The organism is Devosia lucknowensis, from assembly GCF_900177655.1.
GTDB classification, from domain to species: Bacteria; Pseudomonadota; Alphaproteobacteria; order Rhizobiales; family Devosiaceae; genus Devosia; species Devosia lucknowensis.
On sequence record NZ_FXWK01000001.1, the window covers coordinates 612,229 to 634,656 of the forward strand.

General features: G+C 58.5%; 23 protein-coding genes and 1 tRNA gene. 16 read left to right on the forward strand and 8 right to left on the reverse strand.

What is annotated here, in order from left to right:
- The first annotated feature begins 4 nt into the window (after nt 1-4).
- Genes CCK88_RS02850 through CCK88_RS02860 form a run of 3 tightly spaced genes read left to right on the forward strand, consistent with a single transcriptional unit; the run spans nt 5 to nt 2,801 of the window.
- Entirely contained in the window at nt 5-907 is a 903-nt protein-coding gene (locus CCK88_RS02850) for a carbohydrate ABC transporter permease (protein WP_086469025.1), read from the forward strand.
- A complete protein-coding gene (locus CCK88_RS02855) occupies nt 904-1,731 on the forward strand; it encodes a carbohydrate ABC transporter permease (RefSeq protein WP_086469026.1) in 828 nt (275 codons plus the stop codon). Before CCK88_RS02850 ends, CCK88_RS02855 begins: the two co-directional genes overlap by 4 nt.
- Nucleotides 1,728-2,801, forward strand: coding sequence for an ABC transporter ATP-binding protein (locus CCK88_RS02860; protein WP_086469027.1), 1,074 nt, complete (start codon nt 1,728-1,730; stop codon nt 2,799-2,801). Before CCK88_RS02855 ends, CCK88_RS02860 begins: the two co-directional genes overlap by 4 nt.
- A gap of 1 nt (nt 2,802) precedes the next feature.
- Here CCK88_RS02860 and CCK88_RS02865 read toward each other — a convergent pair whose 3' ends face one another.
- Nucleotides 2,803-3,978 carry an HPP family protein gene (locus CCK88_RS02865; RefSeq protein WP_086469028.1) on the reverse strand — a complete coding sequence of 392 codons (1,176 nt, stop codon included), beginning with the start codon at nt 3,976-3,978 and terminating at the stop codon, nt 2,803-2,805.
- A gap of 213 nt (nt 3,979-4,191) precedes the next feature.
- Between CCK88_RS02865 and CCK88_RS02870 the strand changes: the two genes are divergently transcribed.
- From CCK88_RS02870 to CCK88_RS02880, 3 genes are read left to right on the forward strand one after another with little or no spacing between them, the layout of a single operon-like run.
- The gene (locus CCK88_RS02870) at nt 4,192-5,136 is read left to right on the forward strand and encodes a Bug family tripartite tricarboxylate transporter substrate binding protein (RefSeq protein WP_086469029.1); all 945 of its coding nucleotides are present in this window, start codon (nt 4,192-4,194) and stop codon (nt 5,134-5,136) included.
- Nucleotides 5,133-5,630 carry a tripartite tricarboxylate transporter TctB family protein gene (locus CCK88_RS02875; RefSeq protein ID WP_086469030.1) on the forward strand — a complete coding sequence of 166 codons (498 nt, stop codon included), beginning with the start codon at nt 5,133-5,135 and terminating at the stop codon, nt 5,628-5,630. The genes CCK88_RS02870 and CCK88_RS02875 overlap by 4 nt, the downstream gene beginning before the upstream one ends.
- Nucleotides 5,630-7,177 carry a tripartite tricarboxylate transporter permease gene (locus tag CCK88_RS02880; protein WP_086469031.1) on the forward strand — a complete coding sequence of 516 codons (1,548 nt, stop codon included), beginning with the start codon at nt 5,630-5,632 and terminating at the stop codon, nt 7,175-7,177. The genes CCK88_RS02875 and CCK88_RS02880 overlap by 1 nt, the downstream gene beginning before the upstream one ends.
- 129 nt (nt 7,178-7,306) lie before the next feature.
- Here CCK88_RS02880 and CCK88_RS18340 read toward each other — a convergent pair whose 3' ends face one another.
- The 4 genes from CCK88_RS18340 to CCK88_RS02900 all read right to left on the reverse strand — a co-directional run bounded on the left by CCK88_RS18340 (nt 7,307) and on the right by CCK88_RS02900 (nt 11,054).
- Nucleotides 7,307-7,480 (reverse strand): hypothetical protein, encoded by a 174-nt coding sequence (locus tag CCK88_RS18340; protein ID WP_086469032.1) that lies wholly within the window; start codon nt 7,478-7,480, stop codon nt 7,307-7,309.
- A 195-nt stretch (nt 7,481-7,675) separates the two neighbouring features.
- Nucleotides 7,676-10,129, reverse strand: coding sequence for a sensor histidine kinase (locus CCK88_RS02890; protein ID WP_086469033.1), 2,454 nt, complete (start codon nt 10,127-10,129; stop codon nt 7,676-7,678).
- A 4-nt stretch (nt 10,130-10,133) separates the two neighbouring features.
- A complete protein-coding gene (locus CCK88_RS02895; RefSeq protein WP_086469034.1) occupies nt 10,134-10,802 on the reverse strand; it encodes a response regulator transcription factor in 669 nt (222 codons plus the stop codon).
- Nucleotides 10,803-10,862: 60 nt separating this feature from the next.
- On the reverse strand, nt 10,863-11,054 hold the full coding sequence (locus tag CCK88_RS02900) for a hypothetical protein (protein ID WP_086469035.1): 192 nt from the start codon (nt 11,052-11,054) through the stop codon (nt 10,863-10,865).
- A gap of 178 nt (nt 11,055-11,232) precedes the next feature.
- On the opposite strand from CCK88_RS02900, the gene CCK88_RS02905 reads away from it, so the two are divergent.
- Complete coding sequence (locus tag CCK88_RS02905; RefSeq protein WP_086469036.1) at nt 11,233-11,514, forward strand: PilZ domain-containing protein; 282 nt, start codon at nt 11,233-11,235, stop codon at nt 11,512-11,514.
- 218 nt (nt 11,515-11,732) lie between these two features.
- Here the strand turns inward: CCK88_RS02905 and CCK88_RS02910 are convergent, their stop codons facing one another.
- A complete protein-coding gene (locus CCK88_RS02910) occupies nt 11,733-12,977 on the reverse strand; it encodes a tyrosine-type recombinase/integrase (protein ID WP_086469037.1) in 1,245 nt (414 codons plus the stop codon).
- Between the two features lie 239 nt (nt 12,978-13,216).
- Here CCK88_RS02910 and CCK88_RS02915 point away from each other — a divergent pair, with 239 nt between their 5' ends.
- The 9 genes from CCK88_RS02915 to CCK88_RS02950 all read left to right on the forward strand — a co-directional run bounded on the left by CCK88_RS02915 (nt 13,217) and on the right by CCK88_RS02950 (nt 20,371).
- Nucleotides 13,217-13,441 carry a helix-turn-helix domain-containing protein gene (locus CCK88_RS02915; RefSeq protein WP_086469038.1) on the forward strand — a complete coding sequence of 75 codons (225 nt, stop codon included), beginning with the start codon at nt 13,217-13,219 and terminating at the stop codon, nt 13,439-13,441.
- A gap of 357 nt (nt 13,442-13,798) precedes the next feature.
- Entirely contained in the window at nt 13,799-14,155 is a 357-nt protein-coding gene (locus CCK88_RS18880) for an NUMOD4 domain-containing protein (protein ID WP_140048866.1), read from the forward strand.
- Between the two features lie 89 nt (nt 14,156-14,244).
- Nucleotides 14,245-15,432 (forward strand): phage major capsid protein, encoded by a 1,188-nt coding sequence (locus tag CCK88_RS02925; protein ID WP_086469040.1) that lies wholly within the window; start codon nt 14,245-14,247, stop codon nt 15,430-15,432.
- A complete protein-coding gene (locus CCK88_RS02930; protein WP_086469041.1) occupies nt 15,432-16,772 on the forward strand; it encodes a phage portal protein in 1,341 nt (446 codons plus the stop codon). Before CCK88_RS02925 ends, CCK88_RS02930 begins: the two co-directional genes overlap by 1 nt.
- Nucleotides 16,753-17,112, forward strand: a complete 360-nt coding sequence (locus CCK88_RS02935) for a hypothetical protein (RefSeq protein ID WP_140048867.1) — start codon at nt 16,753-16,755, stop codon at nt 17,110-17,112. Before CCK88_RS02930 ends, CCK88_RS02935 begins: the two co-directional genes overlap by 20 nt.
- A gap of 69 nt (nt 17,113-17,181) precedes the next feature.
- Nucleotides 17,182-18,966, forward strand: a complete 1,785-nt coding sequence (locus tag CCK88_RS02940; protein WP_086469043.1) for a virulence-associated E family protein — start codon at nt 17,182-17,184, stop codon at nt 18,964-18,966.
- Between the two features lie 300 nt (nt 18,967-19,266).
- The gene (locus tag CCK88_RS02945) at nt 19,267-19,521 is read left to right on the forward strand and encodes a hypothetical protein (RefSeq protein WP_086469044.1); all 255 of its coding nucleotides are present in this window, start codon (nt 19,267-19,269) and stop codon (nt 19,519-19,521) included.
- Nucleotides 19,522-19,524: 3 nt separating this feature from the next.
- Nucleotides 19,525-19,875, forward strand: a complete 351-nt coding sequence (locus CCK88_RS18195; protein WP_140048868.1) for a hypothetical protein — start codon at nt 19,525-19,527, stop codon at nt 19,873-19,875.
- 34 nt (nt 19,876-19,909) lie between these two features.
- Complete coding sequence (locus CCK88_RS02950; protein WP_086469045.1) at nt 19,910-20,371, forward strand: hypothetical protein; 462 nt, start codon at nt 19,910-19,912, stop codon at nt 20,369-20,371.
- A 121-nt stretch (nt 20,372-20,492) separates the two neighbouring features.
- On the opposite strand, the gene CCK88_RS02955 is transcribed toward CCK88_RS02950, so the two are convergent.
- Nucleotides 20,493-21,878, reverse strand: coding sequence for a hypothetical protein (locus CCK88_RS02955; RefSeq protein ID WP_140048869.1), 1,386 nt, complete (start codon nt 21,876-21,878; stop codon nt 20,493-20,495).
- A 235-nt stretch (nt 21,879-22,113) separates the two neighbouring features.
- Nucleotides 22,114-22,189: transfer RNA gene (locus tag CCK88_RS02960), tRNA-Thr, on the reverse strand.
- Between the last annotated feature and the right edge of the window lie 239 nt (nt 22,190-22,428).

Sequence of the window (22,428 nt, forward strand, 5' to 3'; positions counted from 1 at the left end):
CGCCTTGAGCCGCCTGCTTTCCAGCCTGCGCGACGGCAAGGGCTTCGACATCGTGCTGGTCGCGGTGCCGCTGCTGTTCCTGATTGCGCTCTCCGGACTGCCACTGATCTACAACGTGGTGATGAGCTTCCAGGAGGTCGACATGTTCAGCCTCGGGACCTTTGCCCGCCCCTGGGTCGGATTCAAGAACTACATCGCCGTGTTCAGCGCGCCGGAAACCTGGCCCATCATGCGCAACACCGCCGTGTTCGTCGTCTGCTCTATCGCCGGGCAGTTCGCCATCGGCTTTGGCCTCGCCCTGTTCTTCACCCAGAATTTTCCCGGCGCGTCATATATCCGCGGCCTGTTCCTCGCCTCCTGGGTCATGCCGGGCCTGGTTGTAGGCGCCATCTGGAACTGGATCCTGGCCGGCGATTTCGGCGTGCTCAACTATGCCCTCAAGTCGCTCGGCATCATCTCCGAAAACATCTTCTGGCGCTCAGATACCGCATGGTCGCTCTGGGGCGTAGTGATCGCCAATATCTGGAACGGCATATCCTTCAACATGATCCTGCTCGCCGTGGGTCTCGCTGGCATACCGCGCGACCTCTACGAAGCAGCGGCTCTCGACGGTGCAACCGCGTGGCAGCGCTTCTGGACCATTACCCTGCCCATGATGCGGTCCACGATCGGCGCCGTGATTTCGCTCGGCCTGATCTTCACGCTGCAGCAGTTCGATCTGTTCGCCGCCATCACGTCGGGCGGACCGGCCAATTCATCCAATGTCGCCCAGTACTGGGCGTGGGAGCAGTCCTTCCGGCAATACGACTTCGCCAAGGGCTCCACCATATCCGTGGTCATGATCGCCGTCGTGATGATCGCCTCGATCATCTATGTGCGCTCGACCCGTCACGAGGTGCGCGGATGACCGAGACCTGGACCAACCGTATCCTGCTTGTCGTCGCGCTGCTGCTGGCCGCACTCTACCTGTTTCCGCTCTATTGGATGTATGTCACGAGTCTCAAGACCGGGTCGGAAATCTTTGCGACGCCCCCGGGCCTGGTGCCGAGCAATCCGCAATGGGGCGTCTTCGCCTATGTCTGGGAGCTGCGAGGCATGGGCCGGTTCCTCTGGAACTCTGTGGTCATCGCCTCCGGAACCATGGTGCTGACGGCTTTGCTCGGCACAGGTTGCGCCTATGTGCTGGCGCGCTACCGCAACATCTGGATCGACGTGGCCCTGTTCCTGGTGCTTATGCTCCAAGTGTTGCCGGCCTCGCTGATGATCACGCCGATCTTCGTCGGCTTCTCGCAGATCGGCCTGCTCGCGCACCCGCAATGGGCGGTAATCCTCGCGATCACCGCGAAATCCATGCCTTTCTTCGTGGTTCTCGTCCGCGCCAGCTTCATGGCCGTACCGGCCGAACTGGAAGAGGCCGCACTGGTCGACGGCAATTCGCGGGTCGGTGCGTTCTGGTCGATCGTCCTGCCGCTGGCGCGCAACGGCATTCTCGTCTCGGCCATCCTCATTTTCATGCAGGCCTTCGGTGAGTTCGTCTACTCCAAGTCGATGATTCCCGCCGTCGAACTGCAGCCGGCCTCGGTAGGCCTCAATGCCTTCATGGGCCCCAATACCACCGAGTGGAACAACATCATGGCCTACGCCACGATCTATGTGACGCCCATCCTCGCCGTATTCGTCGTCCTGCAGCGCCGCATCGTGTCCGGCCTAACCTCGGGAGCCCTCAAATGAGCGCAGAACCGCAGATCGAACTTGTCGGGATCGACAAGCATTACGGCAGCTTCCACGCGCTCAAGAACATCAACCTCACCATTCCCAAGGGTCAGTTCGTGGCGCTGGTCGGCCCCTCGGGCTGCGGCAAGTCCACGCTCCTGCGCTCGCTGGCCGGGCTCGAGACCATTACCGGCGGCACCATGAAAATCGGTGGCGACGTGATGAACGGCGTGCCGCCGCGCAAGCGCGACGTGGCCATGGTCTTCCAGTCCTACGCGCTTTATCCGCATATGACGGTCGAGCAGAACCTCACCTACTCGCTCCGGCTCAAGCGCGTGTCCAAGGACGAGATGAAGCGCGCCACCGAAGAAGTCGCCAAGACCATTGGGCTCTCGCATCTGTTGCACCGCTACCCGCGCGAGCTGTCGGGTGGCCAGCGTCAGCGCGTCGCCATGGGTCGCGCCATCATTCGCAATCCAAAGGCGTTCCTGTTCGACGAACCGCTCAGCAATCTCGACGCGGCCCTGCGCGTCCACATGCGCAAGGAAATCCGCGCGCTGCACGACCGGCTCGGCGCGACATCTGTGTATGTGACCCACGATCAGATCGAGGCTATGACTATGGCCGATCATGTGGTCGTCATGCGCGACGGTGTCATCGAGCAACAGGGCTCCCCGCTCGAGCTTTACGACACGCCTGCGACCCGCTTCGTCGCGGGCTTTATCGGCTCTCCCGCCATGAACTTCGTCGACGGGACCACCAGCGCGGACGGCACGAGCGTCACCCTCGACCTGCCCGCATCGCGGACCATCCAGCTCGGGCGCCAGGTCGAGCCAGGTCGCAGGGTCACGGTCGGGCTGCGTCCGGAACATCTCTCGATCACCGAGGACGAGAACAGCCCGCTCATCGTCGACGTCGCAGTCGTCGAATCTACCGGTTCGCTGACCTATATCACCGCCGCAGGCGACGCGGGACTGACCATCGTTCTGACGGGCCGCAGCGACTTGAGGGCAGGGGATCGCATCGCGCTCGCCATCGAGCCGGGGCGCGTGCACCTGTTCGACGCGGACAGCGGCCGCGCCATCTAGATCAGGCGATCCTGGCCAGGTCCTCGCTCGCGCTGCCGAGCAGGGCGCCGATCAGGTCCGACTGCGTCACCATCCCCACCAGCCGACCATCATCCGACGCGACCGGGATGTGATGATGGCCGCTATGCTGCATCAGCCGCATGACCAGCGCGATCGGCATGGGCTCGGCCACCGTCGACACATTGGTCGTCATCACATCGCGCACCTTGCCGCGCAGCGGCCGGTCCGAATTGGACAGCGCCCGCAAGCGCCAGCCCAGGCCTGACGATGCGTGCACGGGACCCCACTCCGCCTTTTCCAGAAGATCGGTCTGGGTCAGGATGCCGACCACCTGGTTCGCCCCATCCACAACCGGCAGGGCCTTGACCCCCTGGCTGCGAAGCGTCCGCAGCGCCACGCGCAATGATGTTCCGGGCTGCACCCGCGCGACGTCGCGGCTCATGACCATGCCGGCCGTGATGCCACCCGAGCGGCGCGAAAACGCCACCAGCGCCGCACGTTCCAGCACGTCCTCGATATCGGCCGGATCGACGCTCAGCACCTCGTCGCGCTCGCGCATGGCCGACCTGAGGTCATCTACTGAAATGCCGAGGCTTACCTGCGGCGAAAACGGCAGCACTTTTGCGTCCATCGCCGCGCTAGGCGCCGGCTTGTGCGGATATTGCTTGCCGGTCAGCCGGTTGAACAGCAAGGCCGCAAGCAGCAGGAGGACGGAATTGATCCCCACCGGCCAGACCACGAAGGCATAGCCGAGATCGGCAATGACCGGTCCACCGACCACTGCCGTCAGCGCCACCGCCCCGCTAGGCGGATGGAGGCACTTGAAGGTGAGCATCAATCCGATGCTGACCGACACCGCCAGCGCCGCAGCAACCGGTGTGGGCCCCATAAGCTGCGCGCAACTGATCCCGACCAGCGCCGCCAGGCAATTTCCCGCAAGGATCGACCATGGCTGGGCCAGGGGGCTGGAGGGAACGGCGAACAGCAACACGGCTGACGCGCCGATGGGCGCCATCAGCAGGGGGAATTCAAGGCCGTGGCCCAGCGCCAACGCGGTAACACCCGCCGTCGCCAATATGCCCACGAATGCACCAACGGCCGCACGCAACCGCTCGAAAGGGCTGACGGACACCATATTCGGCACAAGACGGGCGAAGAAACGGGCAAAGAGCTTCATGGCCGCTCACTAGCACCTGGCCGGTTTCGGCTCAAAGCGTGGTGATGCGTTCTTGAGGCCATGCGCGCAATTTCTTGCTGCGGGCGGAAAGAGACAGCCGCTTGTCGGCCGTCAGCCAGCGGCGTAGCCTCGTGACAGGACAGTGACAGGGAGCATGCCTAAACTCCCCGGCACGGATGCAACGACGTCCGCGTTTTGTTCTAGGGAGGATCTATGAACAAGCTGCTTCTCGCGGCGCTGGTTGCCGGCGCCCTCTCCACGCCCGTCATGGCTGCGGATTACACCATCATGGCTCCTGCCGGCCCCGGCGGCGGTTGGGACCAGACCGCGCGCACCATGCAGGAAGTCCTGCAGGCCGACGGCATTTCCGGCAACGTCCAGGTGACCAATGTCCCTGGCGCCGGCGGCACGATCGGCCTCGCGCAGTTCGCGACTCAGGAAAACGGCAATCCCAATGCCCTGATCGTCGGCGGCTATGTGATGGTCGGCGCCATTCTCACCAACATGTCGCCTGTTACCCTCGACAACGTGACGCCCATCGCTCGCCTCACCGGTGAAGCCGTGGGTATCGTCGTGCCGGCCGCTTCGGACATCCAGACGATGGATGATCTCGTTGCCAAGCTCAAAGAGAACACCGGTGCGGTATCGTGGGCCGGCGGTTCGGCCGGCGGCGTCGACCACATCACGGCCGGCCTTGTTGCCAAGGCGATCGGAGTCGATCCGACCCAGGTCAACTACATTGCCTATTCGGGCGGCGGCGAAGCTCTCGCAGCCATCCTCGGCGGCCAGGTCACTGTCGGCATTTCGGGCATTTCCGAATTCGCCAGCCAGATCCAGGCCGGTGAACTGCGTCTTCTGGCGGTTTCGACCGACGCGCGCGTCGAAGGCTTCGATGCCCCGACGCTCGAGGAAGCCGGTGTCGATGTCGCCGTGCAGAACTGGCGCATGGTCGCCGCTGCTCCCGGCATCACCGACGAGCAGAAGGCGGCGATTACGGCCGACATCAAAAAGATGGCCGAATCCGAAGCCTGGAAGTCCGCCCTTGCGACCAAGGGTTGGGTCGACACCTATCTCGATGGCGACGCTTTTGCCGCTCAGCTTGCTGCTGACACCGAGGCGACCCAGACCATCCTGAAAGACATCGGCCTCGTCCAATGACAACTGGCTCCTCCAGCCGCTCGCGCCGCCCCGATGGGGCGGCGCTTGTCATAGCGGCCATCCTCGCCGGCCTGGCCGTCATCATTTTCTGGCAGACCAGCCAGATGCGCCTGCCACCCGTGCAGCAGCGCGTCGGCCCGACCGTGTTTCCCTATGTGATTGCCTCCGGCCTCGCGCTCCTCGCCATCGGCACCGTTTTTTCGGCCCTGCGCAACGGCTTTCCAGAGCGCACCAAGGACGATTACAGGCCCATTTTCTGGATCGTCGCTGGCCTTGTCGCGCAGATCCTGCTGCTCTCGACCGCCGGTTTCTCGATCGCGACGGGCGTGCTCTTCGCCTTCACCGCAAAGGCCTTCGGCCGCGGTCCGCTGTGGCAGACCATTCCCATCGGCGTCGTCTTCTCCTTCATCGTCTGGTTCATCTTCGCCAAGGGCTTGCAGCTGTCCTTGCCGGCAGGCGTGCTTGAGCGCCTCCTGACCACGGGGAGCTTGTGATGGGTACCTTCGAACTTCTCGGCCAGGGCCTCATCGCCGCTCTCCAGGTCCACAATCTCATCTATGCGCTGATTGGCGTGACCCTGGGCACGGCCGTGGGCGTCTTGCCCGGCATCGGTCCGGCGCTGACCGTGGCGCTCCTGCTGCCCGTCACCTACAAGCTCGATCCGGCTGGCTCGCTGATCATGTTCGCCGGCATCTACTACGGCGGCATGTATGGTGGCTCCACCACATCCATCCTGCTCAACACGCCCGGCGAAAGCGCCTCGATCGTGACGGCGCTCGAGGGCAACAAGATGGCCCGCAAGGGGCGCGGCGGACCGGCGCTCGCAACTGCCGCCATCGGGTCTTTCGTTGCGGGACTGATCGCGACCCTCGGGCTCGCCTTCATCGCCCCCTTCGTCGTCCGCTTCGCGCTGTCCTTCGGCCCGTGGGACTACTTTGCGCTGATGGTTCTCGCCTTCGTCACCGTTTCGGCGGCCTTCGGCGACTCCGCCCTGCGTGGATTGACCGCCCTGTTCATCGGCCTCGGGCTGGGGCTCATCGGCATCGATCTCCAGACCGGTCAGACCCGTCTGGCCTTTGGCGTCATGGATCTGCTCGACGGCATCGAAGTCACCACTCTGGCCGTCGCGCTCTTCGCCATCGGCGAAACTCTCAAGACCGCGTCCGACCGCGACCAGACCAATGCCGAGGTCGTGGCCGTGAAGGGATCGGTGTGGATGACAATCGAGGACTGGAAACGCTCCTGGGCGGCGTGGCTGCGCGGAACGTTCATCGGCTTCCCGATCGGCGCCATGCCCGCCGGCGGTGCCGACGTCGCCAGTTTCCTCTCCTATAGCGCCGAGCGCAGCTTCACCAAGAGGCCCGAAGAATTCGGCCATGGTGCCATCGAGGGCGTTGCGGGTCCTGAAGCTGCCAACAACGCTTCGGCTGCGGGCACGCTGGTGCCGCTGCTGACGCTCGGCCTGCCCACGACGGCCACGGCGGCGATCATGCTGGCCGGTTTCCAGCAGTTCGGCCTGCAGCCCGGGCCACTGCTGTTCACCAACAATGCCTCGCTGGTCTGGGCCCTCATCGCCAGCCTGCTGGTCGCCAATTTCATGCTGCTGGTTCTCAACCTGCCGCTGATCGGGCTCTGGGTGCGACTGCTGACCATTCCCAAGCCGTGGCTCTATGCCGGTATCCTGGTGTTCGCCACCCTCGGCACTCTGGGTGCAAATGGCGCCATGTCGACGGGCATTGGTCCGGTCCGGATCTCGTTCGAACTGGTCTTGCTGCTGGCCTTCGGCATCCTGGGCTACTTGCTGCGGCGCTTCGGCTACCCGATCGCGCCCGTGGTCGTGGGCCTGATCCTCGGCCCGATGGCTGAGCAGCAGCTGCGCCGCGCCTTGGCCATCAGCCAGGGCGATCCGATGATCCTCTTCACCTCGCCGATTTCCATCGTGCTCTATGTGGTGGCGATCATCGCCGTGGCTCTGCCATTCTACATGCGCATGCGCGGCAAGGGCGCCGTCCTCGGCCAACTGGCCACAGACGAGGATTGATCCTTCCCAAGAGGACAAACAAAAGCCCGGCTACCAATCACTGGTAGCCGGGCTTTGTCTTATCGGCATCCGGGCGTTTAACCGGGGGCTGGTTCCACGCCCGCCTCGCTACGACGCGTGAAGCGGAGCTCAGATGCGGCCGATATTGCGAAACGCGACCGGGTCGATACCCAGGTTGTTCAGGTGCTTGGCCTTGGGCGCCCGTCCGGCCTCAACCGCCGTCGAAACAGCAGCGGCGCTGCCGAATACGGTGACGAAAGTGTCGAGGGTCGCAAAGAACTTGTTCTTGCGGGGGGTGCTCATTTTCCAATCCTTCCTGTCGAACCCGGACGATCCGGTTCGTTTTCATGATCTGAAGATGGGCCTCGTGCCCGCTCTTCGGTAGAGCCTGATTGATCACGCCAGCCATGCGCCTGCGGAACATCTTCTCAAATGCTCACCGGGTCTTGCCCTGAAATCATGAGTTAATCGAAAGTTACATCCTGCGGCGTTGCGAGATCAGGGCTTGGGCGAGACGATTTCCTGCCAAGTGTCCAGAAACCTCTGCCGCCGAAGCGTGTCGAGCGCCACGAGCAGCCCGGGACCCAAGGGAATAGGCTGGATGACGCCACGCCCGCGCGCCGCTATGGCTTCGCTCGTCCACTCGCCCGAGCCTTCCGGGATCACGGAGCCCAGGGCCGTCGGGCCCGATGCCACTTCCTGTCCGGCTGGTGACAGCGCGAAGTCCACGAATGCCTTGGCCAGTTCTGCATCCGGCGCATCCCTCGGGATCAGCATCGAGCGCGTGAGCACTAGCACGTAGTCGTCAGGCACGACGATTTCGATCGGCGCACCCTCGGCCTGGCGTGCAAAGGCGTAGGAGCCCAGGACATTGTAGCCGAGAGCCAGGCTACCGTCGGCCACGCCATTGAGAATGGCCGGGCTCGACCCCGAGAAGCGGGCATTGACGCGTCCGAAGGCACTGGCAAGCCGCCAGAAGGTCGAGGAGATCGTCTGGTCCTGCGCCGCAAGCAGATAGCCGACGCCTGAAATGCCGATGTCATACGTGGCGATCTTGCCGCGGAAGCGCTCCGTCTGGGTCTCGAGCATTTCCGCCAGCGTGAGATGGGTGCGCGGCACCTCGGCGTCGCTGATCAGATCGCGGTTGTAGATGATGACTGCCGGCTCGAACGTGAAACCGAAAACCTCGTTGCGCCAATGCGCCCAATCCGGCAGGTCGCCGAGGTATGGGCTCTCATAGGCAAGGGCATGGCCATCATTGGCCAGCTTGAGCTGGAGATCCGAAGCCGAGCTGATCAACAGGTCCGGATGAATTTCGAGCGTGCCGTCGAGGAAACCTTCGAACAGGGGTCTTGAATCGGTTTCTTCATAGACCACCGTGACGCCTTCGTGCTCCGCCTGGAAGGCGGCGACGAAATGCGCGAACAGCGGCGTGTCGGTCACGCCCAGAATATTGAGGACTTGTTCCTCACCGCCATCGGGCGCCGGATAGACCGTCGTTGCCGCCTCGCTGGGGGAGGGGGCGAGCATCACCCCGGCCAGCATCGTGGCGACGACAAGCGCCGCGGTGCCGTTGGGTGCCGAGCGCCGGGGTAGGGGGAGCGATATCGCCACTGTAAGCCCACCGCCGTCCCGGTCGACCAGCGCCATGGTGCCGCCATGCGCCTCGGCCACCCGGGCGACGATGGAGAGGCCGAGGCCCGATCCCACCTTGCCGCTGCTGGCCTTGCCGCGCTTGAACCGCTCCATCACCAGCGGTTTTTCCGAGTTGTCGATGCCCGGTCCACGGTCGCTGACGGCCACGACGAGCATCCCGTTCCGCACCCGCCCGGATATGTCGACCATGCCGTCCGAATAGACGAGGGCATTGTCCACCACATTGCGCATCATCTCGCGCAGAGCCACGCGGTCGCCGCGGATCGTGGCGACGGCAGCCTCATCGCTCACATCCACATGCAGGCGCCCAACCTGTTCCGGATCGAGGCGTTGTCGCACCTCGTCGATTGCCGCCGATACTGTCGTCATGTCGATTTCCCGGTTTTCCAGGCGGTGCGAGATGGTGGCCTCCATCAGCAGCTGACTGACCAGCTGGCTGGCCTGCACCGCCCCGGTATGGATGCGACCTACGCGACGGCGCAGCGCCTCGGGGTCGTGTTCGTCCATCGCCACTTCGGCTTGTGCCCGCAGCGAGGCGAGCGGCGTGCGAACCTCGTGCGCCGCTTCAGCAACGAGCCCGGTCACGCGCTCCATGGAATTGCGCAGCCGCGCCATGAAGCCGTTGAGTGCGATCACCAGGTGACCGACTTCTTCGGGGACGGGGACCGTGATCGGCGACAGGTCATCGGGTGCCCGCGCGCGCAGTTCATGCTCCAGCTCCGTCAATGGCGCGAACATGCGGGAAATGCCGAACCAGACGAGACCGACGGCAAGCGCGGTGAGCGCCAGCACGGGAAGCACAGCATTGGAGAGGATTTCCGCGGACAAAGCCTCACGCTGGTTCTGCGTCTCCGCCACGTGGATGGTCACCCAACCCGTGTCGGTGGGTGTCGAAATCAGGCGTCCCACGCTCGCCACGCGCACCGTTTCACCGCGATAAACCGTATCGAGAAAGCTCGGCTCGGCCGAAACTGTCTCCCCCATCTGCATGGCCAGGTCCTGGTATCCGGTCACGGTTTGCGCATCGGGATCCTCGACCGCATAGAAAACCCGGTCCTGCCCCGAGAACATGGCGAAGGCGGCAAAGGGAATTTCCACGACCACCGCATCGCCCTCGACCTGCACCGCACCGGCGATGGTCAGTGCCGACGCCGCAAGCAGGCGATCGAAGGCCCGGTCCGAGGCGCGCTCCGCGTAGTCTCGGATGAAGACGATCAGAACGACCGATGCCGCCAGCAGCAGCGCCAGCGCCAGCACGAAGATGCGCCGGCGGATGGAAAAGGGTTTGCCGCCCACGCCGCTACTCGCTTACCCGCACGACATAGCCGACGCCGCGCACCGTACCAATCTCGACATTGGCGTGTTCGAGTTTCTTGCGGAGGCGCGAGATATGCAGTTCCAGCGCGTTGACCGAAACGCTCTCGTCGAAATTGAAGAGCTGGTTCATCAGCCGTTCCTTGGCCACGACCCTTCCGGCATGGGCCACGAGGATTTCGAGCAACCGGAATTCCCGTCGCCCGAGTTCAATTGCTCTGCCATCCACGGCTGCGTTGAGGCCCGTGAGGTCCAGTTCCAAATTGCCTACGCTGACCGTATTCGACGCTTGCCCTCCGGTCCGCCGCAACAGCGCTCGCAGCCGGGCCTCGAGTTCGCGCAGGTCGAAGGGCTTCACGAGGTAATCGTCGGCCCCAAGATCGAGCAGACTCACCTTGTCGTCGATTTCTGAACGCGCAGTGATGACGAGGATCGGCGCGTTGAACTTGCGCTTGCGCAATTCGGCAATGAGGCTGATGCCGTCGCGGTTGGGAAGCATCAGGTCGAGGGCTACCGCATCGAACGGCTCTGCATCTGCCGCCGGCACGACGTCATTGCCGTCTCGAACCCATTCAACCGAATGACCGGCCGAACGCAGGCGCTTTTCTATCGCCTCGCCCAGGTCTTCGTTGTCCTCAACCAGCAGAATGCGCATGCGATCTCCTCCGCCGGGACACTAGAGCGCTCCCGGCGAAACTGGAAACGGTTTTGCGTCTCAGAACCGCGCGTGGTGCCCACGAAGTACCGTCGCCGTCCGTTGCACCAGAGAGGCCACGGCGGCGGTGGCTCCTGCGAGCGTCAGCCGGGGTGGATCGCGATAATTGGCCAGCATGATTTCGGCGAGGCGCTTGCCCTCGCGAACGATGCGGCGCTCGACCAGGTCCTGTCCTGCATTGGGTACGCGCATCGCCGCCTCCGTATGGTTGATGAAACCTTAACGGATCGACACGCCCTTGTCCCACAGCTTCCCTTCGGATGGTTTACGCGGGAGCAGGGCGGCAATGCCTTGCATTGTCGCGATTGCTTTAAATCCAGCGCAACGCCGCTGCACTAGCCTCGAGCAAAGACCACCAAAAAGACCGCACATGCCTTTCGGAAAGTCCCCCGGCGCCAACGCATCGCCGCTCCTGCTGGAACGTCGAATCGCCCCGCGTCGCGATACGTATATCGAAGCCACGATCTCCATCGGTTTCTCGAAAATGCCCTGTATCATCCGCAACGTGTCGGATTCGGGGGCCAAGCTTGAAGTCGCCAAGGTCAATGCCGTGCCGGACCGTTTCACGCTCAACGCGCCCGGTCACCGCCCGCAGCTTTGTCGTGTCGTCTGGCGTGCGCTCAAGGAAGTCGGCGTCGCCTACCAAGACTGAGCGCAAAGTTGAATCGTCACCACAGCGGTGAGCGCCAAGCGATTCTCATTGCTGGGTTCTGTGGTGCCGGCAGCAGGGTTCGAACCCGCGACCCCCTGATTACAAATCAGTCTTCGGTTCGCCTTAAGAGGTCCGGAAATACTGACAACTGGCAACTGTCAGATGACATTAATTGCATTTTTCGTTGCAAGGGGCGGTAAGGGACAGCCTAGTTGCAACTAGCCAAAGAGCCTTGCCGCCGCCTCTTCTTCCTCGTTACGGCTGGCTTTCGTTTGGCCGAAAGCATGACCATAGACCTTGGTAAGAATGGCAACGTCCGAATGACCAAGCCGCTTGATTGCCATAAACGGCTCCATCCCTCTTCCGCCATTCTCAACCGGGTTGATCAGCCAGGACGCATAGAAATGCCGTAGGCAATGCGCCCCGGTGTATTTTGCCTCGCCATCACCATTGGTGATCCCTGCCAATTTCCATGCAGGCTTTAGGCCTCGCGCTAGGAAGTTGCTCTTGCTCTGCGGCTGACCGCTGGCAGTTGGAAAAACAAGATCAAGTTCGCTAGCTGGGCAAGCTTTCTTATGATCCAGAAGCGTTCGGGCAAGCTCCGAATTGATCGGGATGGTTCTCTTTCCCGCCTTTGACTTAACCGCACCAGCTTTGCCAAAGCGGTCGATCTTTTGTCGAACATGGATTTGCAGATGATCGCCGGTTAGCTCGCAATCTTTCCAGCGCAGGCCAAGGGCCTCCGAAATACGCAATCCGGTGCCGATGATGGTCAGGATCATCGGACGCCAGCGGACAACGCCAGCAACGGTCATTGAAACGTACTTGACGCCAACAGGAGCGATGGGGGCGCGGAGCCATTTGGCGAGGGTACCAATTTCGCCAGTGCTAGGAAAATCAACGCCAGCTATCAGGGCAGAATTTCCGTCTTCTTCGTCGCCGTCCATCCGCGCCTTACCAGACAGGATTTTGCCAGTAGCTCGCGAGGATTCCGAAACCACGTTCCGGCTAACTGTGCCGCTGTCCATTGAAAAAGAAAGCATTGACCGGAGCGTCACCAGAGCGCGGCGGATTGTAAAGGTCGAGCGCTTACCCTCCTGCAAAGAGGCGACCAAGGCGAGAACGTCCTTGTTCTCAAGCTGAGTTAGTTTCTTGTCCTGTAGAAACGGCAGGACATGAAGTTTCATAGTTCGCTCGTAGTCCTGATAGGTCGCGGGTTCCCAAGACGACTTGTGCGCCTTGAGCCAAGCTGTGTTCGCAGCCTCGACTGTGAGGCTCTGACTGTCAGGAACATGCTTGCCCTTCTTTACCTCGCCTCTGACTTCGCCCTGAAAGTCTTCGGCCTCATCCCTAGTGTTGAACTGCTTGTGCCGACGCTTGCCATTCGCATCGTAATAGGCGGCGATCCATTTGTCGGTTTTGCGACCGCCTTCACCAGCCTTCAGTTTACGGACCTTTTCCATGACCAGACTCCTTTGTCTGGCAGCAGACTAACGATCACCTAATTAGACTGCAATTACGAATGTCCCGAACGAGCGCCAAAAGACCCCAGAAGGGCCTTGCAATTTTCAATGAAGTGTGAAAGTATTCGCGCTCATGTCAAAATATTCATATAGACACAGTGAGCGGCTATTAAAGTGAAAATATTGCATCAGCGATAGAAAGTCAAGCCATTATTCAAAATAATTAGGAGAATGAATTTATGAAGGAAGCCGAACTACTCAAGGGGGCAAAGGAAATTGCAGAATTTCTAGGAATGTCTGTAGAGGGGACAAAGAAGCTAATCCAGCGGAAACGAATTCCGACTTTTAAGCTGGGGAATAATCGATACGTGCGCGTTTCAACCTTGCTGGGGTTCATTGAGGCGCAAGAGCAGGCGCAACTTGCCGCTATGAATGATAACGCAGACCAGAGGCTAGCGGCATGAAGTCCCCCTCTAGCTCCAAGCCAACCACACCCCAAACCACCCCTAAACAGTATAAATAGAATATTATTGCGCCGAACCGTCGATTGTGCTTGACATTTGGCTATAAATGTGATAGTATTACAAACATAGCAAGTGGTTTTGTCTTTTGTTCGCCAACTTAGCTTGAATAGTTTTAGTATTCTATTCTCAATTTTACTGTGTTTCCCAAGCCCTCGCGATATTGCCTAACAGGCCTTTGCGGGGGCGCTTTTGCGCTTCGACCGGGCCGGTTTGCCTCCCTAAGCTACCGGCTCGATCCAAGCGCGAACTTTTCGCCCCTAACCATCACAAATATAGAAAGGACCAGACAATCATCTGATGACCGAAGAAGTATGGAAAAAAGCGGTTGGCTACCCGCCCTATTACGTTAGCTCATCGGGACGCGTTAAGCGGCTCCCATACATCGACCAATCTGGACGGCGACGACCAGAAATTCACCTCAAGCCCGTCCACATGGGAACCGGCGCTAGGTTTTATCGCAAGTCTCGCGGGCCGTACCTGTCGATTACCGTAGACGGCAGATGCAAGCGCGTCTTGCTCTCGGAAATGGTCGCAAAGACCTTCATAGACGAGAGCTATGACAAGGCAGTTCATGACCTCCGTTTTCGTGACACAGACCCCTCAAATTGCACCGTCGATAACATCGTTATCGTCCCTCTTTTCGCTGTCCCCTGACAGCGGTCAAATCCCCAATTTCAAGATCACAACCGGCTCACAAAACAGGAGGCCGCTACTGACCAAAAATTACTGGAGAATATTTTTTAATGACATTTCACGACGACAAATTAGCGCCTATTGCAGAGCATAATCAGCGCGAAAAGGCCCGCAATCGGCCTGTTTCACTCATCACTTCGCGAAAGAAGGTTGATACTCGCGGCAAGGAATTCGGCAGTCTCGCCAGAGTGCTTGGTTTAGCTGGCGGCAATATTCCGCATGCCATGCAGATTGCCGAAAACCAGTACCCAAAAGAGTTTGAGACTTTTTTCAAGGCGGCTGTAGGTGCTGGCACAACGACCCACCCAACATACGGCTCGCCCCTTGTTCCTGCCTATGAGCATTACGCCGCTGGCTTCGTAGACTACTTGCGAGACGCTACCATTCTAGGCCGCTTCGGAACTGGAAATATCCCGGCGCTACGAGCCGTACCTTTCAATATCAAGGTTCCGACTCAGGTGTCAGGGGGCAAGGGTTATTGGGTCGGTCAGGGTGCGGCCAAGCCACTAACCAAATTCGACTTTGGAACTGCAAGCCTTGGCTGGAACAAGGTGGCGAACATCGCTGTAATTACAGAGGAACTTTTGCGCTGGAGCGATCCTGCCGCAGATTTGCTAATTCGTGATCAGCTAGTTGCTGCAATTGCCGAGACGATTGACGAGTCATTCGTGAATCCAGCTAGCACGGCAATCGAAGGCGTCCGCCCTGCTTCGATTACATCGGGCGTGACCGCGATCCCTTCAGTGGGTGGCGATATCAGCGCGATCCGCCAGGATGTTTCCAACATCATGGGCACCTTCCTTGCGGCCAAGTTGAGCCCCAAGAAGGGCGTATGGATAATGGACTCCATGACCGTGCTGCGCCTGACCATGATGACCAACGTCATGGGCGATTTGGAATTCCCAGATTTAGACCTCGATGGAGGATTTTTCTTCAAGCGACCGGTTATTGTTTCGGACCACGTAGACCCCGGCCTCATTATTTTTGCCTCTGCCGAAGATATTATGGTCGCGGATGAAGGTCAGGCGACAGTTGACGTTTCCCGCGAAGCTTCCTTGGAAATGTCGGATACCCCAATTGGGAATAGCACCACACCGACTCCGGCCCAGCTAGTGAGCCTATGGGCCACCAACTCAGTCGGTATCCGCGCAGAGCGCTATATTTCATGGGAAAAGCGCCGCCCGCAGGCTGTCGCCTACCTATCTGGCGTGACCTGGGGTGAAGAGGTCTTTTCATAATGGGCCTCATTCAAGAAATCAAAAAGCGGCTTAGCCCGCCATCCACGCCCAGCGGTTATAGCGCCGCTGGGATGGTCGTCCGGGAGCCCTTCGCAGGCGCTTGGCAGCGCAACATGGAACTGTCGCCAGATGACCTTTTGAACCATCCGGCAGTGTTCGCTTGCACCAGCTTGATCAGCAATACCGTCGCAAAAATGGCGATCAATCTGCATGAGCGGAAAGACGGCGTTTGGACCAAGGTTGAAAACCATCCGAGCTTTTCGCCGGTTCTGAAGAAGCCCAACCGTTTCGAGACGCGCCAGCAGTTCATATCTCGATGGGTGTTGAGCCTGCTGCATCACGGAAATACCTACGTGATCAAGCGCCGTGACCGCAGATCAATCGTGGTTGAAATGTATGTCTTAGACCCTCGCCGGGTTCGTCCGCTGATTTCTGAAAGTGGTGAGGTCTTTTACGAACTACAGGTCGATGACCTAGCAACCGTTCATAAGACCATCACGGTTCCAGCCAGCGAGATCATTCATGATCGGGTAAATTGTATCCATCCACTGGTTGGCATTTCGCCACTCGTTGCTGCGGCGTTGCCTGTCCTCCAGTCGCGCAAGATCATGGATAACTCGGTGTCGTTCTTTGCCAACTCGGCAAGGCCCGGTGGGGTGCTAACGGCGGTTGGCTCGGTGGCAGACTCTACCGTGGAGCAACTTCGCTCATATTGGGTTGAGAACTACTCAGGTCATAATAGTGGCAAGGTGGCCGTGCTGGCAGATGGGCTAACTTTTCAGGCCATTCCTCAAGCCACACATGGCGATAGCCAAGTGCTGGAGCAGCTAGGCTGGACCTCGACCACAGTTTGCTCGATCATGGGCGTCCCGCCACACATGATTGGCATTGGCGAGAAGCAGAGCAACGCAAACGTTCTGGCGCTAGACCAACTTTTTTACTCGACCTGTGTGGGTCACAAAGTCGAAGCGATTGAAGCCCTCCTAGATGAGGGCCTACGCCTTCCATCGTTCCTGCGTACAGAGTTCGACCTTGAGGCGATCCACCGGCTTGATCCACTGGCCCAAATGGAATGGCTCGACAGGTCAAAAGGCAAACTCACGATCAATGAGCAACGCCGTGTGTTGAACCTACCGCCCATTGAGGGCGGTGAGAGCGTCTACCTCCAGCACCAGGATTATTCGGTTGCCGCCCTGTCGCGTAGGGACAACGGCCCGGACCCATTCGGTAACAGCGCAGCTACCAATGATAACGACACCCTCAGTTCCGAGGCAGTCGATAAGTATTTTAAAACAATAGATAAATTAGGAAAAATCAAAGATGCAGTTAGACGAAAATAGCTCAGCGATGCTGATCGATCACATCACAGACACGCTCGAAACCATGGCGACCGACTTCAACGACCGGCTTGCCGACCTAGAAGCCCTAGCCGGGGTGAAAGTGTTGGAAGGCTTCGATGAGGATCAGACCAATTACCGCGTTGGTCAGCTTTGTACGGTCGGAGGCGGTAGCCTCTTGCAGTGGACAGCGGAAAAAAAGTGGCGACCGGTGGTCAACGGCATCGAAAAGGTCTGGTTCGAGGGTGACACGCTGATGATTGAGCGATGGGACGGCACCATTCAGAAGTCCCAGATCAAGAAAGCGACCCGCGCCAAACCGGTGAAGGTCGAAACTGTCTGAGGCCACGGCCTCAGACAAACAAACGGAACACAGCAACAAAACAAAAGAAAGGTTCTATGGCAGAACACAATGACTATCGACGCAATCAAATCATACAAAAGGATGGCAAAAAGGCCACCAGCGAATACGGAGCCAGACGAGACTTATAATTACGAGACGGAGCCCGGCATCACGGCCTATGTGGTCGAAAAATGGGGCACGGGTGACGACAAGGCTTTTCGAATTAAGCACTTCGTCGGCTTCGGCAATGCAGAGCCGGGAAGCGACGGTTGGGAAGATGGTTTTGGCCCTTCTGGACGACTACTCTACCGTCTCCCTCAGCTGAAAGCCGCCCCCAAGGATGAGGCGGTTTGGGTTCCTGAAGGCGAAAAGGACTCAGATACTCTGGCGGCACTCGGTTTAGTCTCCACCACCAACCCAAACGGATATGAAGGTTGGAGCGATGACTTTGCTGAGGCCTTCAAGGATAAACGAGTTGTCGTCGTGGAAGACAATGACGACGCCAGTCGTCACCGCACTAGCGTCATTCGGCGCAGCATTAGCAAGGTGGCGAAAAGTGTCCAGGTCGTCAGATTTGAGGACATGGCTCCCAAGTCCGATGCCACTGATTTTATTGAAGCTGGCGGCACAAAAGAAGGGTTGATTGCAAGGATCGGCCCGGCCTATCGGCCAGATGAGATTGAGCGGGACAAGAATGGCAAGGTGATTGCCAGCCAGCGCAACATCAAATTGGCGATTGGCCTTCTAGGTGTCCGCCTCAGCCGTGATGAGTTTCAAGACAGGCTCTTGATCGAAGGGTTAGAAGGCTTCGGCCCGGCGCTATCTGATGCGGCGCTCAATCGGATGCGTATGCAGATCGATGAAAAATATCATCTGTCAGCGGCCAAAGACTTCTTCACTGATGTTGTTTTCGACATTGCGCATCAGAACAGCTTCCATCCGGTGAGGGACTACCTCGACGGCTTAGATTGGGATGGAGTTCCCCGCCTCGACGGCTGGCTTCATCGATACGGCGGCGCAAAGGACGACGACTACACCAAGGCCATTGGCGCTTTGGTTCTCATTGCCGCCGTGCGCCGTATCAGGAAGCCGGGATGCAAGTTTGATGAAATGCTGGTGCTGGAAAGCGACCAGGGCAAAAACAAGTCCAGCGCCCTAGCCATCCTCGCCAAGCGTGAAGATTGGTTCTCTGACGATTTGCCGCTGAATGCTGACAGTCAGAAAGTCATTGAGCGTATCGCCGGGCGCTGGATCGTGGAAGCCGCCGAATTGGCAGGCATGCGGAAAGGCGAAGTGGAGCACATGAAGTCGTTTCTCTCCCGGCGCATTGATCGGGCGAGAATGGCATATGGCAGGGTTCCGCTAGAGCATCCCCGGCAGTGTGTTTTCATAGGCACTGACAATAGCGGCAACTATCTCAGAGACAGCACCGGCAATCGCCGCATCTGGCCTGTTAGGATCGAGCAATTCGACCTAGTGGCCCTGACCCGCGACGTTGACCAGCTTTGGGCCGAAGCTTCCAAGCGCGAGGCGGCAGGCGAAAGCATCCGTCTAGAAAAGAAGCTTTGGGACGCCGCAGCGGCAGAGCAGGAAGAACGACGGATAGACGATCCATTCGTTGAAGTTCTGCAAGAGCGCCTTGGCGACCAAGAAGGCAAGATACGCACTCTCGACTTGTGGAGTGCCTTGGGTGTCGAGGTCGAACGGCGAACACAAGACCAAAATGCAAGGCTTGGTTCGGTCATGAGGCAACTCGGATTTGAGCGGAAGAAACTCTACTTCGGCAAATCTACAAGCTGGGGATATCAGCGCGGTCAAAGTTCAGCGGTCATTGATGCAGAGGCCGCGTTTTAAACCGAACCGAGGGGGGAGGACATTTCGAGAGGGGGAAGAATGCAAAGCCCGGAAAACAGGGGTTTCATACTCCAACTCCCCCCTCTCCCCCCAAATCCCCCCCAATCATACAGAGCCCCTTTAACTGCCCAACGTTGGCCTAGCGCATTTCCCTGTCTGTTCCTCCTACTAGTTTAGGGGGGGAGAGGGGGGAGATACAAAAAAGACCAAGAAAAACAGGCTTCTTGCTCTCCCCGGCGGGGGGGAGGACAAGCAGGGAGAGGGGGAAGATAAGTAATAATCAAAAAGGAAATAATTATAATGGAAATCAAAGAATTCTTCGAGTGCGATAAGGAAGTCTTTCGCCCTCTGCCCGAAAACCCAGAGCTAGAAATCTCAAACTTCGCCCGCATTCGCTATGCCGATGGCTCCGGCTGGTATGGCCGGGTTGTCTATAAGGCCGATTTGCTCGGCCTAGTTGAAGGTCATACGCCTTTCACCATGAAAGGCGTGATTCAGCGGACCAACAATCCCGGCGTACTATGGGCAGATCGTCGCCGCGCAGAAGCGGCATGACCTATGACCCCAGAAATCTACCGATTCATTGCCTCGCCAATTGGCGACTGGATGGAAATTCCGGGCACATGGCTTGAGGCCAATCCGGGCGGTCAAGTTCGCGATCAACGCACCGGCCAATGGTTTGGCGACGTTCGCTACAGGGACGACATGCCCTATCTCCTAGCTGGCCTTTTGCCAGCATGGAGCCCCGAAGTCGTCCGGGCGACGATAACGCCAGCACCATACTTTTTCCGGCGATCCAGAGACGACGAAAACCCAGATCGAGAAGCGCCACTCATGGGTCAACGCAAACGCAAAAAAACAAGCGCGGAGAAGACTATCAATTCAGAAACAGAGGAAACTAATGCCTAGAAAATCAGGACCAAAAAGTCAGGCCGAAAAAGACATGTCAGCCTTCATCAACGAGGATACCGAAAAGCGGTTGAGGGATTTAAGCGACTACATCCACGTTGATATCCCGCACGAGCTAACCAGTGAGCGAGAAAAGGCCCTCTACCGGACTTTCTATCTCGACAATCCAAGCGCTCACGCCATGACGAAAACCGTGGAGCCGCTGCTAGTCCAGTACGTCCGCGAAAAACTCAACAGTGACTATCTCAATGACCGCATTGAAGAGCTTAAGCTTGATCCAACCAAGTCAGGCGAGCTTTTGAAGTTTTTGCGGGCGCAATCGGTCAGCACTTCCACCATGACAAGCCTATTGGTGAAGCTAAAGGCCACCCCGAGCGCTACAGTCGGATATCGGGGCGGACCCAAGACGGTTGAAACCAAGGAAAAGCCTTGGGAATTCGGGATGACTCCCGAAGAAATCGCAGAAAGCCGCAGGAAACTGGCACGTTCTCACTAGGTATTTTTGCTCCAAAACAGAGCATTTTTTGCTCGAAAAGTCACCGGGACTCAAAGTTGTGGGACCGCCGCCGGTCCTTGGCCTAGCGCGCAATCATTAGCAGCGGCCCCCGCCGTGGCTATCACTGGATCGCCAAGCGACCCTTCTCTATCTGCGCCTGCAACTCTTGCATCAATGCGTCGGCGCTTTGTGGCAGCAGGGTTCTATTCTCAACAATAAACTGCATTTCCTCTACAGTGAACGTCGCTATGCCCTCCTTTCTTGCTTCAGCCACACTTGTATCAGCAACAGCAGTTGCCTCTGACGTTACTAAGACGGGTATAGCCTTAGCCCAACCATGCCAACTTTGAGCCAAGCTCGCCTGAACTTCAGCCGTCCGCTTTTTCAGGTTTGCACGCTTCTCCGCTTTCAGCGGGCCAGTTGTGCATTCGATCATCAGATAATGGCCAGCCGGTGAGCGGGCGATCAAATCGACGGCGTCAGTCATCGTGCTCGCGCCTAGCCGATAGACAGCGAATCCCAGCATCCAAAGGATGGCACCGACAGCGTGCTCTAAGTCGTCTTGAACTTTGCTGTTTCTACTAGTGATCGGGACTGTCGCAAATCCGCGCTTAGTTTTTTCTAGGCCAGGATCAAAGCTTTCCATAACGAGCCGCAAACTGTTCGGGATAACCGCTTCATCTCTTACCCAATAGGAGTGAAGGGGGGCTCCGGCATAGCTGACATAACAATGTAACAGCGCGTTTTCCGGTACTGTGTGATACCCATTTCCAACCCGAATGTCCGGATTGTCCTCGGCCACAGACCAATCCATAGACCCTCCCTTGAAGAGCAATCGCTCGAATGTCTGACCATCAGCCATGACCTTTACACCGACGGTGATTTTGGAAGGGTCTAAGCCACGGGCCATACGGACGCGAATGTTCGATTGCTCCCCTTTCACCGTAGATGTGGGGTCAACAACGGCAACATTATACGCCTCCACCTCCATGACGTTCGGCCCGTCAATTACTTCACCGAACCCATATTCGCTGGAAAGATCAGCTAAGTCGCTGTAGGGAATTTCCTGTGCCCTTAGTGCCCAATCAGTGTCTGGCTGATGTATGTTGGCCCACCCCGAACCCCGTAGCCGTAGGGTGGTCAAGCGACTGGCGCTTGTCAGGCCACGGCTATCTAATGCTTGCATCTCAGCAGCATTTGCGTCGCCGACGCTGGGATCAAAAACGGCCATTCCATAGGGAGTTTGGACGGGCGAGCCCTCGGCTAGATGCCGGACAAACGCTCCAACGTCATTAATGGAAAAAATTGCAGCGAGTTTTCCGGCAAAACGCATTGGAGCCTTAACAGGCGGCTTCGCGAGAGGGTCGAGTCTCACAACGACCTTAAGAACCACCAGTGAGCCATCGTATTTGGTGCGACACAGCATGGATACGGTGGCCGATCCATATGCACTAGAGAACGGGGCAATCTCCGCGAAAAATCCATTTATCGCTTCGGATGGCAACATGAATACGTGGTCCAACATTTTTGATGCACACAGTGCATTTCTAGCATCGGGCGCTTGAGTCTCTTAGTTGCATTTTTCGTTGCAATTGGCAGAAACTCCCTGCCTGTCCCTCGCGGTCCACAGCCGGGATTTGCAAGCACTTACAGCCACTTAGATAAGTTTGTCTGATTGCATTCATTGCAACCAAAAAGAAAGGGCTTAGCGGCCAATTAGACTGCTAAGCCCTTGAATTCATTGGTGCCGGCAGCAGGGTTCGAACCCGCGACCCCCTGATTACAAATCAGGTGCTCTACCAACTGAGCTATACCGGCGACGCTGCCCGTCTAGCATCGTGCGCAGGCCGGAGCAAGCGCCACGCGCAGCCGACCTTCCGGCATGCTGTAGTTTGTATGAACTGACTGCGAATTCCGGTTTTTCGCCTGCAACGACCACGCTCGCCGACGAGGTTTTCCACTGCATCGCTTGACATGTCAGTTCGCCGTCTCATAAATGACACCGATGTCATGACACCGATGTCATCGGGTTGTGCATGTCGGATGGTCCCAGAAGC

Coding starts and splice junctions, on each gene's coding strand:
- CCK88_RS02855 (WP_086469026.1), top strand. CDS start 904: ATGACCGAGACCTGGACCAACCGTATCCTGCTTGTCGTCGCGCTGCTG.
- CCK88_RS02860 (WP_086469027.1), top strand. CDS start 1,728: ATGAGCGCAGAACCGCAGATCGAACTTGTCGGGATCGACAAGCATTAC.
- CCK88_RS02865 (WP_086469028.1), bottom strand. CDS start 3,978: ATGAAGCTCTTTGCCCGTTTCTTCGCCCGTCTTGTGCCGAATATGGTG.
- CCK88_RS02870 (WP_086469029.1), top strand. CDS start 4,192: ATGAACAAGCTGCTTCTCGCGGCGCTGGTTGCCGGCGCCCTCTCCACG.
- CCK88_RS02875 (WP_086469030.1), top strand. CDS start 5,133: ATGACAACTGGCTCCTCCAGCCGCTCGCGCCGCCCCGATGGGGCGGCG.
- CCK88_RS02880 (WP_086469031.1), top strand. CDS start 5,630: ATGGGTACCTTCGAACTTCTCGGCCAGGGCCTCATCGCCGCTCTCCAG.
- CCK88_RS18340 (WP_086469032.1), bottom strand. CDS start 7,480: ATGAGCACCCCCCGCAAGAACAAGTTCTTTGCGACCCTCGACACTTTC.
- CCK88_RS02895 (WP_086469034.1), bottom strand. CDS start 10,802: ATGCGCATTCTGCTGGTTGAGGACAACGAAGACCTGGGCGAGGCGATA.
- CCK88_RS02900 (WP_086469035.1), bottom strand. CDS start 11,054: ATGCGCGTACCCAATGCAGGACAGGACCTGGTCGAGCGCCGCATCGTT.
- CCK88_RS02905 (WP_086469036.1), top strand. CDS start 11,233: ATGCCTTTCGGAAAGTCCCCCGGCGCCAACGCATCGCCGCTCCTGCTG.
- CCK88_RS02910 (WP_086469037.1), bottom strand. CDS start 12,977: ATGGAAAAGGTCCGTAAACTGAAGGCTGGTGAAGGCGGTCGCAAAACC.
- CCK88_RS02915 (WP_086469038.1), top strand. CDS start 13,217: ATGAAGGAAGCCGAACTACTCAAGGGGGCAAAGGAAATTGCAGAATTT.
- CCK88_RS18880 (WP_140048866.1), top strand. CDS start 13,799: ATGACCGAAGAAGTATGGAAAAAAGCGGTTGGCTACCCGCCCTATTAC.
- CCK88_RS02925 (WP_086469040.1), top strand. CDS start 14,245: ATGACATTTCACGACGACAAATTAGCGCCTATTGCAGAGCATAATCAG.
- CCK88_RS02930 (WP_086469041.1), top strand. CDS start 15,432: ATGGGCCTCATTCAAGAAATCAAAAAGCGGCTTAGCCCGCCATCCACG.
- CCK88_RS02935 (WP_140048867.1), top strand. CDS start 16,753: ATGCAGTTAGACGAAAATAGCTCAGCGATGCTGATCGATCACATCACA.
- CCK88_RS02940 (WP_086469043.1), top strand. CDS start 17,182: ATGACTATCGACGCAATCAAATCATACAAAAGGATGGCAAAAAGGCCA.
- CCK88_RS02945 (WP_086469044.1), top strand. CDS start 19,267: ATGGAAATCAAAGAATTCTTCGAGTGCGATAAGGAAGTCTTTCGCCCT.
- CCK88_RS18195 (WP_140048868.1), top strand. CDS start 19,525: ATGACCCCAGAAATCTACCGATTCATTGCCTCGCCAATTGGCGACTGG.
- CCK88_RS02950 (WP_086469045.1), top strand. CDS start 19,910: ATGTCAGCCTTCATCAACGAGGATACCGAAAAGCGGTTGAGGGATTTA.
- CCK88_RS02955 (WP_140048869.1), bottom strand. CDS start 21,878: ATGTTGCCATCCGAAGCGATAAATGGATTTTTCGCGGAGATTGCCCCG.